Annotated in this window: 14 protein-coding genes and 2 pseudogenes; 10 read left to right on the forward strand and 6 right to left on the reverse strand. The window is 62.4% G+C overall.

Annotated features, from left to right (window positions below):
* The coding region (locus tag O7A05_RS33325; RefSeq protein ID WP_337093368.1) for an ATP-binding protein at positions 1-76 on the forward strand (76 nt) is incomplete at its 5' end.
* A 381-nt stretch (positions 77-457) separates the two neighbouring features.
* Here the strand turns inward: O7A05_RS33325 and O7A05_RS33330 are convergent.
* A complete protein-coding gene (locus O7A05_RS33330) occupies positions 458-631 on the reverse strand; it encodes a hypothetical protein (protein WP_337097627.1) in 174 nt (57 codons plus the stop codon).
* A 142-nt stretch (positions 632-773) separates the two neighbouring features.
* Between O7A05_RS33330 and istA the strand changes: the two are divergent.
* Both istA and istB read left to right on the forward strand, forming a co-directional pair.
* Positions 774-2083, forward strand: a pseudogene (gene istA / locus O7A05_RS33340) (IS21 family transposase).
* Entirely contained in the window at positions 2083-2940 is an 858-nt protein-coding gene (gene istB / locus O7A05_RS33345; RefSeq protein WP_337097628.1) for an IS21-like element helper ATPase IstB, read from the forward strand. Before istA ends, istB begins: the two are co-directional and overlap by 1 nt.
* A 310-nt stretch (positions 2941-3250) precedes the next feature.
* Here the strand turns inward: istB and ligD are convergent, their stop codons facing one another.
* Entirely contained in the window at positions 3251-5020 is a 1770-nt protein-coding gene (gene ligD / locus O7A05_RS33350; RefSeq protein ID WP_337097630.1) for a DNA ligase D, read from the reverse strand.
* A 213-nt stretch (positions 5021-5233) separates the two neighbouring features.
* On the opposite strand from ligD, the gene O7A05_RS33355 reads away from it, so the two are divergent.
* Positions 5234-5422, forward strand: coding sequence for a DUF3606 domain-containing protein (locus O7A05_RS33355; RefSeq protein WP_041005823.1), 189 nt, complete (start codon positions 5234-5236; stop codon positions 5420-5422).
* A gap of 124 nt (positions 5423-5546) precedes the next feature.
* Here O7A05_RS33355 and O7A05_RS34550 read toward each other — a convergent pair whose 3' ends face one another.
* Together O7A05_RS34550 and O7A05_RS34555 are read right to left on the reverse strand one after the other, a co-directional pair.
* Positions 5547-6014 carry a LysR substrate-binding domain-containing protein gene (locus O7A05_RS34550; RefSeq protein ID WP_415927093.1) on the reverse strand — a complete coding sequence of 156 codons (468 nt, stop codon included), beginning with the start codon at positions 6012-6014 and terminating at the stop codon, positions 5547-5549.
* A gap of 316 nt (positions 6015-6330) precedes the next feature.
* Positions 6331-6459 (reverse strand): annotated as a pseudogene (locus O7A05_RS34555) (helix-turn-helix domain-containing protein); the annotation flags it as partial.
* 155 nt (positions 6460-6614) lie between these two features.
* Here O7A05_RS34555 and O7A05_RS33365 point away from each other — a divergent pair.
* The 5 genes from O7A05_RS33365 (at position 6615) to O7A05_RS33385 (ending at position 10873) form a co-directional block, all read left to right on the forward strand.
* Positions 6615-6836, forward strand: coding sequence for a helix-turn-helix domain-containing protein (locus tag O7A05_RS33365; protein WP_337097631.1), 222 nt, complete (start codon positions 6615-6617; stop codon positions 6834-6836).
* A 384-nt stretch (positions 6837-7220) separates the two neighbouring features.
* Positions 7221-7880, forward strand: coding sequence for an ABC transporter permease (locus tag O7A05_RS33370; protein WP_337097632.1), 660 nt, complete (start codon positions 7221-7223; stop codon positions 7878-7880).
* A gap of 12 nt (positions 7881-7892) precedes the next feature.
* Positions 7893-8642 carry an ABC transporter permease gene (locus O7A05_RS33375; protein WP_337097633.1) on the forward strand — a complete coding sequence of 250 codons (750 nt, stop codon included), beginning with the start codon at positions 7893-7895 and terminating at the stop codon, positions 8640-8642.
* 53 nt (positions 8643-8695) lie between these two features.
* Positions 8696-9544, forward strand: coding sequence for a transporter substrate-binding domain-containing protein (locus O7A05_RS33380; protein ID WP_337097634.1), 849 nt, complete (start codon positions 8696-8698; stop codon positions 9542-9544).
* A 75-nt stretch (positions 9545-9619) separates the two neighbouring features.
* Entirely contained in the window at positions 9620-10873 is a 1254-nt protein-coding gene (locus O7A05_RS33385; protein WP_337097635.1) for a CapA family protein, read from the forward strand.
* A gap of 15 nt (positions 10874-10888) precedes the next feature.
* Here O7A05_RS33385 and O7A05_RS33390 read toward each other — a convergent pair whose 3' ends face one another.
* Positions 10889-11398 carry a helix-turn-helix domain-containing protein gene (locus O7A05_RS33390; protein ID WP_337097636.1) on the reverse strand — a complete coding sequence of 170 codons (510 nt, stop codon included), beginning with the start codon at positions 11396-11398 and terminating at the stop codon, positions 10889-10891.
* Positions 11399-11568: 170 nt separating this feature from the next.
* On the opposite strand from O7A05_RS33390, the gene O7A05_RS33395 reads away from it, so the two are divergent.
* Entirely contained in the window at positions 11569-11805 is a 237-nt protein-coding gene (locus tag O7A05_RS33395) for a helix-turn-helix domain-containing protein (RefSeq protein WP_337097637.1), read from the forward strand.
* Here the strand turns inward: O7A05_RS33395 and O7A05_RS33400 are convergent.
* The gene (locus O7A05_RS33400) at positions 11796-12374 is read right to left on the reverse strand and encodes a hypothetical protein (protein ID WP_337097638.1); all 579 of its coding nucleotides are present in this window, start codon (positions 12372-12374) and stop codon (positions 11796-11798) included. The genes O7A05_RS33395 and O7A05_RS33400 overlap by 10 nt on opposite strands.
* Between the last annotated feature and the right edge of the window lie 858 nt (positions 12375-13232).

Genomic DNA, 13232 nt, shown 5'->3' on the forward strand with positions numbered 1-13232 from the left:
GCTCGACCGTCTCACCCATCATTGCGAGATCATCGAGACCGGAAACGAATCCTGGCGCTTCAAGAACCGCGCCTGATCATCCCATCAAGCTGCCAAGCGCCATCCGCGCTCGCCCGGGCTGCGCAACCCTGACCAGCTCCGCCCGGGCGAACGCTGACCGCCGCGTATTACATAAGGGGGGTCAAAATTGGACGCCGATCCGGGGTCAGTTTTGTAAGCCGTTTGACAAGGTGTCTCGCACTGAATGCCAGAGAGCCAGATGCCATGACGATCCGCTGGGAGCCGCGAGTCTGGCGGGGCTGCTCGCTACCTTTGCTTCAAAAGCGATAAATCAGGTTGTTAGAGCAGAGGAAGTGCACTCCGGGCTCTTGTCGGGGGTGCCATCCCGACACAACGCTTCCATCTGCGAACCGGCGTCGTGACGTCCGAACACCCGCTTGGCATGTACCCGCGGGAATCAATGTCTTTCTTTCAGAAAGCGGGCCTCGCGGAGCAACGACGGCCATTCTGTGCCGAGCATCTCGACCAACTCCCGTGCCTGCTCTTCAGAAATTTCGGCCTCCCTAACGAGGCGAGGGATCAGCAATTCGGCTTGGTTCGGAACGTCTTCGCCGTTTTTGTCGTCACGCATCATGCATCTCCGTCACTTCGGCAGAAATGGCGAGGCGTGGAGAAGGTTTCGGCCGCCTTGCCCGGTGTCGCGCGTCATGGAAAATTGCCCCCTCGGCGCCACGAGGAATTGCCCCCTCAGTGGATAGCTGAGGAGAGAGCAAATGAACGAACAACGAATCACGGAAAGCCCGTCGTGGAGTGATCCACGGGGGCAGGTGATGAAGACGCCGGACGATGTGGCGGAGATGTTGCGCCTGAAGGCGTGCGGGTGGGGATTGAAGCGGATCGCGCGGCAATTGGGCTGCAGCCATCACACGGTGAAGGTCTACGTGGCGGCGGACGGCGTGAAGCCGTTCAAGTCGCCGGAGCGGCCGAAACGGCTCGACGGCCTTGAGGGTTGGCTGCGCGAGCGGTTCATTCGGCATCGCGGCAATGCGGATGTGGTGCGCCAGGATCTGCTGGCCGAGAAAGGCTTGGCGGTCAGCCGGCGAACACTGCAACGCGCCGTGCAGCCCTATCGTCAGGCGCTGAGGGCCGAGGCGCTGGCGACAACGCGGTTCGAGACGCCGCCGGGCGACAGCTGCAGATCGACTTCGGCGAGCGTCTGGTCGAGATCGGCGGCGCGAAGATCAAGGCATTCGTGTTCGTGGCGACGCTCGGGCATTCGCGACGGCTGCATGTGCGTGCCTTCCGGGCCGAGAAGCAGGAGCACTGGTTCGCCGGGATCGAGAGCGCGTTCACGACCTTCGGCGGCGTGCCGGAGGAAGTTCTGATGGACAATCCGCGCGCGCTCGTCGTGCGCCACGACGCGGCGAGCCGGTCGGTTGTGTTCAACGACAAGCTCATCGCGTTCGCAAAGCATTGGGGCTTCCGTCCTCGCGCCTGCGCGCCGTATCGGGCGCGCACGAAGGGCAAGACCGAGAACGGCGTCGGCTATGTGAAGAAGAACGCAATCGCGGGTCATTCCTTCACGAGCTGGGAGGCATTCGAGGCGCATCTCGCCAAGTGGGAGCGCGAGGTGGCGAACGCGCGTATCCACGGCACGACCGGCGAGGCGCCGATGGCCCGCTTCGAGCGTGACGAGGCGCACCGTCTGAAGCCGCTCAGCGGGCGGCCGTCGTTCGGATTGTTGCGCGAACTGAGCCGCATCGTCGGCAACGATTGCGCCGTCGAGGTCGATACCAACAGCTACTCGGTGCCGTGGCGGTTGATCGGCGAGCGCGTCGCAGTGACGGTCGCGGCTGGCGAGGTGCGCATCCGTCATGGCATGCGCGAGGTTGCGGTCCACAGGCAATCGCAGGGCCGCCGTCTGCGGATCGTCGATTCCACCCACCTCGATGGGGTTGCCGGTCGCAATGGCGCTATCTGCCGAGCAGAGATTGCGGCATCGGCGGTGCCGGCGTCGTCGCAAGCGCCCTCGTTGTTGCGTCCTCTTGCCGAATACGAAGCAGCGATCGGAGGGGGCTTCTGATGGCGCGCGCAAACAAAGCAACCGAAGCACCGATCGATCCGCTCGACGCTATGCTGATGCGATTGCAGCTCTTCGGCATCCGCGACCAGCTCGACAGTTTGCTCGACGAGGCGGCGCGCGCGAACCTATCGATGCGCGAGACGCTGATGCTGCTGTGCGAGCATGAGATCGCGCGCAAGGATCACCGCCGCATCGAGATGGCGCTGAAGCTCGCACACTTCCCGGCCGTGAAGGAGCTTGCGGGCTTCGACTTCGAGGCACAGCCGTCGATCGATCCCAAGCAGATCCGCGACCTGGCCGCGTCCCGCTGGATCGCCAACGGGGAGAACGTGCTGCTGCTTGGCCCGCCGGGCGTCGGCAAAACGCACTTGGCGATCGCGCTCGGGCGAGAGGCGATCCTGGCCGGATATACAGCGCAGTTCACGACGGCGACGACGCTGGTCGCTGGCCTTGCCAAGGCGCACGGCGAGCGGCGCCTGGACGAGAAACTGCTGGCGCTGTCGAAACCAAAGCTGCTGATCGTCGACGAGCTCGGCTACCTGCCGCTGGAGCCCGACGCGGCGCACCTGTTCTTCCAGCTGGTCAGCCGGCGCTATGAAACCGGCGCCATGCTGATCACGTCGAACCGCAGTGTTGCCGAATGGGGCACCGTGTTCGCCGATCCGGTGGTCGCGACCGCGATCCTCGACCGGCTCTTGCACCACAGCCACGTGCTGACCATCCGCGGCGACAGCTACCGGCTCCGCGCCAAGCGAAACAGCGGCCTCATCAGGCCGCCCGTCGGTGACAGGCCTCCGGTCGGCTCCGCCTCCCTCCGGCCCGTCACCGACGGAACTAACCTTCAACCGACATCATGAACCCGAAGGTGGGGGCAGTTCTTCATGACGCAAAGGGGCAGTTCCGGATGGCGTTTGACACCCGGATGTAACACATTGTGAAAAGCCCGTCGGCCGAAGCCGACGGGCAGGTGCCAGTGGCCTGGGTGCGCAAGGTGGTAATCCTGTTGGGAACCTGGCCGCCCCTCAGGGCGCCGTAATTTGGGCAAGGGGCAAACGGCTTGTTGCAAGGTATTTGGGGCAACAAAGGAGCGTGTTTGCCACCGTCCGAGGCCTTCAAATCATAACAGCCGAAACGCGAAAGTCTGGCGAGCGTTCGGATGCTCGCGCCTCATGCGGCTCGTCGAGGAGCGACTTTGAATGGTCGCGCGAGCGTGAAAGCATCCGGCCGAATGCCTGCCTCGACCTGCCTCCAAGTGACTGGATGAGCGATTGGGAAACCGAGCCTTGCACGGGGAGAAAAAGCACCCACGGCAGTATTGCCTCGGCCGTTGCGGAGGTAGTCCAGGAAGATACGGCCCCTTCGCGCTGCCGGATCGGCTAACAGAAGGTAACGCTCAGGATCGGCGTCAACGAGATGTTGAGCGAGGGATTTGGCCAGTTGCCGGGCACGGTCATGGCTCATACCCGGAGCCAACGGTGCCATCAGGTGAACGCCTTTGCCGCCGGTGACCTTTGGCCAACTCTGCAAGCCAGCCGCCTCCAGGATGCCACGCAGTGACAGTGCGGCCTCAATAACTGCGTCCCATGGCATCCCCTCGCCGGGATCGAGGTCGAGGACGAGTTGATCCGCATGCTCGATGTCGTCGACCGTGGCGTTCCAGGGATGTAGCTCGACCGCATCCATTTCCACCAAGCCAAGCAGCCCGTCGAGGTCATCCACCCACACTCGAACACCTTCGCCGCCTTCACGTTTTTGAACCCGCAACTGGTGCACGGAAGTTGGGATCGGAGGCAGCGGCCCCTTGTGGTAGAAAGTGGCCCCATACGCATGGCGGACCAGCTTCAGCGGTCGTCGGCTCAGATGAACCAGCGCCCGGTCGGCCACTCGCCTCCAGTAGTCCACCAGCTCTTCCTTGGAAGGTGGAACAGCATCGGGCAGCAGTTGGAGAATGTTCTCGCGAGGGACGCCATGTTGCCCATCGAACCTCCGCTTGGAGGGCGACGGCGGCTTTGCCGGTATTGCCTGAAGATCCTCCCGCAATCCCTTGAACACCACCTCGCGCAAGATGCCGCGGTCGGTCACGCCGCTGAATTGCACTTCGGCCAGCACCTCCGGCCGCACCCAAGTTGCCTTCGGCTTTTTGATGGGTTCCGACAGAGGTGATTTGCTGACGATCAGCGGATCAAGCCGCTCGCGAACCCTCCGTGCAGCCTCCATCGTGTAGCCGCTTTGCGCCTTTCCCGCGTAAAGCAGCCGGTCGCCCTCCCATCTGCCAATATAAAGGGATGCGATCCGGCGCGGTTGCGCGCCGAGCTTTTCAACGAAAGCGACAATCGGGAACGTGTCGCTCTTTATGCACTTCACCTTGAGCCAGCTTGCTTGAATGCCCGAACGGTACGGCGAGTCGGCTCGTTTGGAGACTATGCCCTCCAAGCCCATTCGGCAGGCATGGTCATATACGTCCTTGCCTCCAAGCTCCAGGTGCTCGGCATAGGTCAGAGTTGGAGCCGATTCCTGCAGCAGGGTTTGGAGCGCGGCTTTGCGCTCAATCAGCGGCTGTGCCCGAAGGTCGCGACCGTTGAGGTGCAAGAGGTCGAAGGCAAAGAATATAATCTTCGAAGAATTCGGATTCCCCAGCTCCCGCTCGAGGGCTTGAAAGTCGGGCAGACCCGTTTTGCCGAGGACGACAGCTTCGCCGTCAAGGATTGCCGATTTAATAGGGAGGTTTGCCGCCGTCTGTAAGATGCGCTTGTACCGGTGCGACCAGTCATAGCCCCGCCGCGTAAACGCCCTCGCCTGTCCGCCTTCAATGACAAGTTCCGTCCGGTACCCGTCGTATTTGATTTCATGCAGCCAGTCGGCGTCGGCGGGGGCTCTTTCGACCAGCGTCGGTGATTGGAACTCGATGAAGGCAAGTCGCCCCTTCGGTTTACGCATCCACTCCGGACTCCCTGAACCCGGAATCAAACCTCGCCGGCGCAATCGGTTCCTGTCAGTTTAGTAAAAGTGCATGTATCGCCTGCCCTGGACGCCGGATCTGAACGCCCCTGCCCGCCAGGGGGCTGCCGTCTTTGGCGTTGAGGTGGAAGGTCATACTGAACGTTTTTGCCAAGAGTCGCTTTCCTTTCATCATAAGCGGAGGACAAACACGTGACTGATGACAAGACGAAAACGGATTTCCGTGATCGCGACCGGGTGTCAGGCGATGAGGAATATGAGGTTGGATACCTGGCCAGCAAATTCGGGCTGTCGATACCGCAAGTCCGCGAATTGATCGCCAAACATGGCAATGACCGCGATACGCTCGAGGCAGAGGCGAAGCGGCTCGGAGCCCGGTAGTCACTGCGCGCTGCAGGACCACTGGTTTCGAATGGCTGACGGAGATGGCTAGCGCGCCGCGTTCCGCTGCGGACGCCGCGGATGTTGCCCTGCCCGACAGGCCGGGTGTTTACGGTGACGATGATCAGTCGCTGCCGGAGTCCGAGAATGCGGCGATGATCGCCTCCAGCGATACGTTTAATGCGCTGGAGAAGGTGCGGCCCTTCTGCCAGACCACGACGTAGTGATAGAGCGCCGACGGTTCCACCGGCCTCGCCTCGAGGTGAAAGGCGGCGTATTCGCGCGCGATGATCTCGTTGGTTATCGCAATCCCCAGGCCGGCCGACACATATCCGGCCTCGTGGCCATTGCAATCGAACTCGACCAGTATGTCGGGCTCCGTGCCGGCGAAGCGCAGCGCATTGAAATTCATCTGATGAGCGGCGAATTGCGGATCGATATCGACGATGGTCTCGCCCGCGAGGTCCTGAGCCTCGACACGGTCCTGTCGCGAGAACCGGTGGCCTGCAGGAAAGATGCAGACATTTACGCGCCGATCCGAGCGGCGTCCAATCGAACAGGCGCGGGTCGAGGGGCAATCTTGAGATTCCAAGGTCGGCTCGGCCGGCCAGGATGTGCTCCCCGATCTGCTCGTAGCTGCCTGAGATGGAACGCACGTTCGACGCGGTCTTGGCATGGATGATGGCAACCGCCTTCGGCAGGGTCACGAAACCGAAGACGGATGGCGCGGCGATGGCGATCCGCTGCTTTTCTTCATTCTTCATCGCGAAGATGGACGCTTCCAAACGCCCGAGCGACGTCAGCGCCATCTCGACGTTCCGCAGCAATTCCCAGGCCTCGAGAAGCGGCACGATGCGGTTGGCGGAGCGCTTGAAGAGCGTGAGGCCGACGGTGGCCTCGAGCTGCTTGACATGCTGGCTGACGGCGGGCTGGCTGATGCCGAGCTCGGCCGCGGCGCGCCTTGTCGACCCGGTCCGCAGGACGGCGCGAAAGACTTGCAACTGACGGAACTTGAAGCCGCCTGGCAGCAGTTCCATGCCTGCGCTCCTCCAACGATGGGCCGTCGCCCTTTTGCGGTCGGGCAAAAACTTGTGGGCTCCGCGCCTGAGATCAGGCGCGATCCCGGAGCGGACTATAATATAGTCACTATAGTGACTGGTAAAGCTGAAGCTTTGCTTATCGCTATGCGCGCATGCGCCTGGCGGAAATTTTTGGAGCGAACGTTCGCAGGGTCCGCCTGAAGCGCGGAATAACCCTGGAGTCGCTGGCGACCGAAGCCGGCCTCGCCTACAGCTATATGGGCGGCATCGAACGCGGCCAGAGAAATCCCAGCCTGGACGTGGCCGAGAGGATCTCGAAGGCGCTGGAGTGCGATCCCGTTACCCTGTTCCGCTCAACCCCTGCGGACAAATAGCTGGCCTGCGAAGTCCAGAAAGCCAGGCGTCAATCCCCCCTCCCCGCGGTGCCGGGATCCGTGCTTGTGCCGGCCCGCCGGATGGGCTGGCCCTTTGACTTGCAAGCCTCGGCGGTGCTTTGCGGCGCAAGGTTCGTCGACCCACGCGGCCGCTGCGGAGCGAACAGTAAGTTCAGGTTAATTTCGCGCTATAACAATAGCTTATAGCAACATTTTCGGAAATTATAGATTGAACGCGAATAAGCCAGATAATACCATAATCGAAATCCAGAAGTTAACTTATAATTACTTATTGTACAATCCGCAACCATAGGTATGCCAGCCGATTCTGTGCTGCAGACGATCGGCATGTCTCACCGTATTGCACCCCGAGGAAAACGCCCGATGGGTGGTTTTACTGCTCAGTTTGCTGACGCCCTGACCGTGACCATCAGCCTTGGGCTGATCAGCGGCTGCCTGGGGACGGCCGTCGGATTGTTTCTGGCAATCTCAAAAGGCGCGGCGCGTCCGCCGCTCACCCGCCTCGTGACCGCCTACACCACGATTGTGCGTGGCGTGCCTGAACTTCTCATTATCCTGCTCATCTATTTCGGCGGAACCACGCTCGCAAGCCGGCTTGCCGGCCGCTATGTCGAGGTGAACGCCTTCACCGCCGGCGTGATTGCGCTCTCGGTGGTTTTCAGCGGCTACGCGACCGAAGTGTTCCGCGGCGCGATCGCCGCCGTGCCCGCCGGCCAGACCGAAGCGGCCAAGGCGCTTGGACTGAGCGCCTGGCAGCGCTGGCTTCTCATCATCGGGCCGCAGATGCTACGGCTGGCGCTGCCAGCCTACGGCAATCTCTGGATCTCGCTCTTCAAGGACACGGCGCTGGTCTCGATCGTCGGCCTCACCGACATCATGCGGGTGGCTTATGTCGGCGCCGGATCCCTGCGCGCGCCATTGACCTTCTATCTAGCGGCATCGGCGCTCTATCTGTCGCTGACCACCTTCACGCTGCTGTCGATCCGCATCGCGGAGCGGCGCTATCCAGCTCTTGGCCGCTAGGAGGGGCGCTTCATGAACCTCGGTCTGATGCTCGACGCCGTCACCGTGCTGCCTTCCGGCATTGCGCTTACCCTCACCCTGACGGTCCTTTCGCTGATGGCCGGATTTCTCCTGTCCGTGCCGCTGGCCTTCGTCCGTGCCTTCGGGCGCCCCGCCTTCTCCGGTGCTGCGCTGGCCTACACCTATGTCGTTCGCGGCACGCCGATGCTGGTCCAGTTGTTCCTGATCTATTACGGCCTCGGCCAGATCGAGGCGGTGCGGGCAAGCATCTTCTGGGTGGTGCTGCGAGATCCCTTCTGGTGCGCGCTTTTAGCCTTTTCCTTGAACAGCGCCGCGCACACGACGGAGATCCTCTGCCGCGGTCTCCAGTCCGTGCCCAGGGGCGTCATCGAGGCGGCCGCGTCGCTCGGCCTGAAGCGCTTCCAGACAGCCCGCCTGGTCACCTTCCCGATCGCTTTCCGGATATCGCTCCCGGCCTATGGCAACGAGGTGGTGGGGATGATCAAGGGCTCGTCACTGGCAAGCACCGTGACGCTGCTCGAGATCACCGGCATGGCGAGGCAAATGGTTTCGACGACCTTCGCGCCCTACGAGATCTTCATCGTCGCCGGAGCGATCTATCTGCTGTTGACGTCAATCGCGGTGAAAGCCACGCAATTCCTGGAACGCAGGCTTTCGACCGACCGCCGGCCAGCGCAGAGGCCGAGACTGCGGTGGCGCCCGCCCCTGCCCGGCCGAGGCATCACCACGCCGCTGTCCTGACGGCACGCCGGTCCAGAAACTCCTTCCAATCCACACCAAAGAAGAGGTGCATCATGCACATACCCTTGGCTATTGCTGTCGCTATCGCGTCTCTGACGCCCGCCTTTCCGGCCCGCGCGCAGAGCGAACGCGTCATCTCAATCGCCTCCGAGGGGGCCTCGCCGCCCTGGGACGGCACGAACGACAAGGGCGAGCTCTACGGATACGACATCGACGTCGGCCGCGAGCTTTGCCGCCGCATTGCGATCAAATGCACTTTCGTGCCGCAGGACTGGGACGGCATCATCCCGGCCCTGCTGGTCGGCAAGTTCGACATCATCATGTCCGGGATGGCGATCACCGAAAAACGCAAGCAGTCGATCGCCTTCTCCGTCCCCTACGCCAGCGGCTTCAACCAGTTCGTGGTGCGCAAGGAGCTCGGTCTCGACCCAGGCGACACTACGCAAAAGGTGAATCTGTCGACCGTCGGCGACAAGGAGAAGGCGGCCATCGAGCATCTGCGCTCAACGCTGAGCGGCAAGGCGATCGCGGTGCTGCGCTCGTCCAACTCGGAAGCAGTGGTCAAGCAGCTCATGGGCGATGTCGTGACGATCCGCAGCTATGACAGCCTCGACAACATGAAGCTCGACCTTGCAGCGGGCCGCGTCGACGGCGGCCTCGCCGACTATTTCACGTGGCGGGATTTCCTGGAGACGCCGTCGGGATCGGGGGCAGCGTTCTTCGGTCCCGAACTGAAGGGCGGCCTCTGGGGGCCGGGCGTCGGCGCCGGCATGCGCAAGGACGATGCCGAGCTGCTCGGCAAGTTCAACGCGGCGATCGACGCCGCCACCAAAGACGGGACGATCAAGGCGCTCAGCCTGAAATGGTTCAAGACCGACATCTCGCCGGCTGTCACCAACTGAGCCAGCGCCGAACCCCGCTACGCAGGCGGCCGGCCCAAAGCCGGCCCGCCCTTCCCTCTTTCAAGGCAAGCTTCCATGAATAACCAATTCTGCGCGGTCGTAACTGGCCAATCACTGATCACTCATGACATCCGTCATGTCCAAGATGAGCGGTTCACGGAGGTTGAACGCTTCTTGCAACAGGGCGACGTGGTCTTCACCAATTTCGAGTCGACGATCCTCGGCAAACATGGTGGCTGGCCTACCAAGGGTAAGTACTTCGGCTATTCCAGCGCCGAAGTGCTGGATGCATTGCAGGACATTGGTTTTAACGCGCTCGCGCTTGCCAACAACCACGCCTTCGATCTCGGCGCCGGCGGCATCCTCTCGACGCTGGAGGAAGTGGCGCGCCGCGGCTTCCTGCATGCCGGCATCGGGACAGACGAGACCTGCGCCCGCAAACCGGGCCGCCAACGCTTGGGCGGCCGAGAGGTCGCGCTTCTTGCGTTCGATGCGGGGCCTGGTCCCGCGAGCATGTATGCCGAGGACCGCACGGCCTTCCGCCCTGCCCGTCCCGGCGTCAACCGCCTCAAGACCGTTCGAAAGATCGGGGTGCCGGACGGGCATCTGCGCAGGCTGGCAAGGCTTGGCGAACATCTGCGGTGCTCGGCCTTCGAGCTCACCAACTACGCACAGCCGGAAGACCCGCTGGAGATCACCGCCGGCAAGGAGATCAATTTCTACGGCACCGTGTTCACGCAGGCCGCCGACTACGGCCGGCTGATCGAGATCGATCCGCAGAGCGCGGACGCCCAATTGTCGGCCATCCGGCAGGCGGCGGCGCAGGGCGATTTCGTGATCGCCTACCTGCATCACCATCATTGGGAACCGCGCTGGCAGGACGTGCCGCGCTGGGTGCGGACCTTCGCCCGCACATGCATCGACGCCGGCGCCAGCCTGTTCGTCAGCCACGGCGCTCCGGTTCTCCAGGCGATGGAGATCTACAACGGCGCGCCGATCTTCTACGGCCTCGGAAACTTCCTCTTCCAGGTGCACCCCGACGAGACAGAGTGGGATCCGCCGGAGGTCTGGCAAAGCATCGTCGCCGCCTGCCGCTACGATGCAGGCAAAAGCCTCGCAGAAATCGATCTTCTCCCCGTTACGATCGGCACCGAGCCTCATTCTCCTGGATCACCGACAGGAAGGCTGGTGCCGCTCACCGCCTCCGGAGGCACCGCCCATGAGATCCTCGAGGGATTCGCCAGGCGCTCGCGGGCATTCGGCGTCGACATCGACATATCCCTGGCCCGCGGCCGCATCGAGGTGCCCGCCGCCAGAAAATTCGGCTGACAGGGACAGCCGACCTCAGGATGTCCGGCGATCGGCAGGCCCGGCCTCGCCAGCCGCCTCGTCATTGCCCTTGCCGTCGAGCAACGCCAATTCCTCCCCCAGCGCTGCGATCAGGGAACAGATGCGACCGCGAACGCGCGGTGGAAGGTTCATCAGACCCTCGATCAGGTGCCTCCCCTCGGCGCTGGCTATGAACGCCAGGCGTTCATCGACCGGCAAGGGCCGGGCCTGGTCGCGGCTCTCGTCATTTCCCGGCAGGCCTTCGAAGAAGCGGCTGACGGGAACGCCGAGCGAGGTGGCGATCTCGTAGAGCATCGAGGCGCTGACCCGATTGCGCGCGTTCTCGTATTTCTGGAGCTGCTGGAAACTGATGCCGATGGCACGGGCGAGCTGGCCCTGCGAGACGTCCGACTGGACGCGAACCGTCGCAATCTGCCTGCCGACATGCCGATCGGCCGGATGAGGTTCGCTCTCCACCGCTTGCTTGCGCGTTGTCCAAAGCAGGACGGGACGTTGCGGTTTCAACAATGCCTTCGATGCTCCAAAGTCTTTCACAGACAACGGGCCTGCCGCGACACGCTCCGAGGTCTCGCTCGCGTCTATCAAGCAGCACCGATTAGCCATTAAATATACCTTATGAGGCTTAAAATAACCCTATAGGTGGCAAAGACCATGTGCCTGCCGATTGTGGACGCATGGTCAGTCCACGACAGATTCGGGCCGCGCGGGCTTTGCTTGGTTGGTCGCAGCAGGAGCTTGCCGACAAGGCGATCGTCTCGCTCAACGCGCTGGCCCGTTTGGAGAGCGGCAAGGTCGATTCCCGGCTCAGCACGATGCAGGCCATCGAAGCAGCTCTGGCCAGGGCCGGCGTCGAGTTCCTGCCCGCCGGCCAAAGGGGCGAGGGTGTTCGCCTCCTCGATCCTCAGGCCTGAGCCCCCTGCCCCGTCAGCTGACCAATCCGAATGACGTCCTCCAGTACCGAACGGATCTGCGGCCATGGAAACTCGGGATCGTCCTCTGACGGCTGTCCTTCCCTCAGCACCGCGTCGAGCTTGGCCGCCACTCCCGCAAGCGATGTGGCCGGGGTCCGGGCCAGCGCCTCGAGCAAATCCGCTGCTCGACCAGCAGCCTCGCGTTCGGCCTGCAACGCAGCCGAGTAGCCAAGTTCGCGATCAGCGGCATCCCAGCGAGCCTGATGAGCGCTAAAATCAGCTTCCGCCTTGTCGCCGTCCAACGACTGAATGGTCGCGCAAGGAAATCCGACCGTTTCGATCAGTTTCCGCTCCAAGCACTGCTGCTGACCGCATAATCTCTGGGTCTCCGCATCTGCATCCTGCCATTTGCGCCATAACGCTTCAGCGGAGCTGCTCGATTGGGATGCTTGCTGTTCGCAGCCAGCAACGGCGTTTCGGTTTGATCTCGCGATCGCACTTGCCATCCCCACAGCAGCTGTCCTGTGGGTGACGCGAGGCAAAGTCGTGGTATTGTCGGAATCAGCCATGATCCGAGCTCCAGACAGCTTGGGATGTGGTTAGGCCGAACGATGTGTTGGAGCACGTCGTTCGGCTGCGCAGTGGCAACCACGAGTTACGTACATACCGTACATTACGGACATCGCCCTTGTCAAATACTCCGGAACCGGTCGAGACTAAAACCGAACGCTTCGAATTGCGGCTTTCCGTCGACTTGCTCAGTCGCATAGATGAATGGCGTCGGGCTCAACCAGATCTCCCCAGCAGATCTGAAGCCTTCCGGCGACTTGTGGAGGCTGGTCTAGCTGCAAAATAGCCCGGCACACAAAGACAACGCCGGCGGGCAAAGTAAACGCCCCGCTGTGGCCAGCTTCGATTGGCTGGTTGGGCGAGCAGCTTCCCATCGACAGGGTCGCTGAATAACAGATTACGCTTTCTGCTGCAGTCCCACCGCCAGACGGCGCCGGCCGAACTTAATTCACCCCGCCCTGTTCGGATTGAGCGACCGAAGAGGAGCATTTCAGATCAAAATCATCGCGGGATATGCCGGGCGCGAAAGCTCGGAAGGACAAAGAGCGGGGTACCCGAGAGGCGGAGGCCATGACGCCCGACAAGACCAATGACTGGGACCGAGACCTCGTCCACGGTGCTGGTCATCCTCAGGGATAAAGTCCGAGCAGGGCGTGGTCCAGAGACGGCCACGGCAGACTGGCCGCGTGGGGAGCGTTGTTTGCCCGCTTTGAGGCCTCACCGTTCGCGGGCTAGACGTCATGTTCCGAGGCGGAGATTGGTGGCCCGCCCTTTCGTGCGATTAAAAGACGAGGGTTGCTCGGATGGGCCGAGCCGATCCTCACGCACGGAGGGCGAGCCATGGGAGAGTATAGCGA

Origin of the sequence: Mesorhizobium argentiipisi (SeqCode) (assembly GCF_037179585.1) — a bacterium.
Lineage (GTDB): Bacteria > Pseudomonadota > Alphaproteobacteria > Rhizobiales > Rhizobiaceae > Mesorhizobium > Mesorhizobium argentiipisi.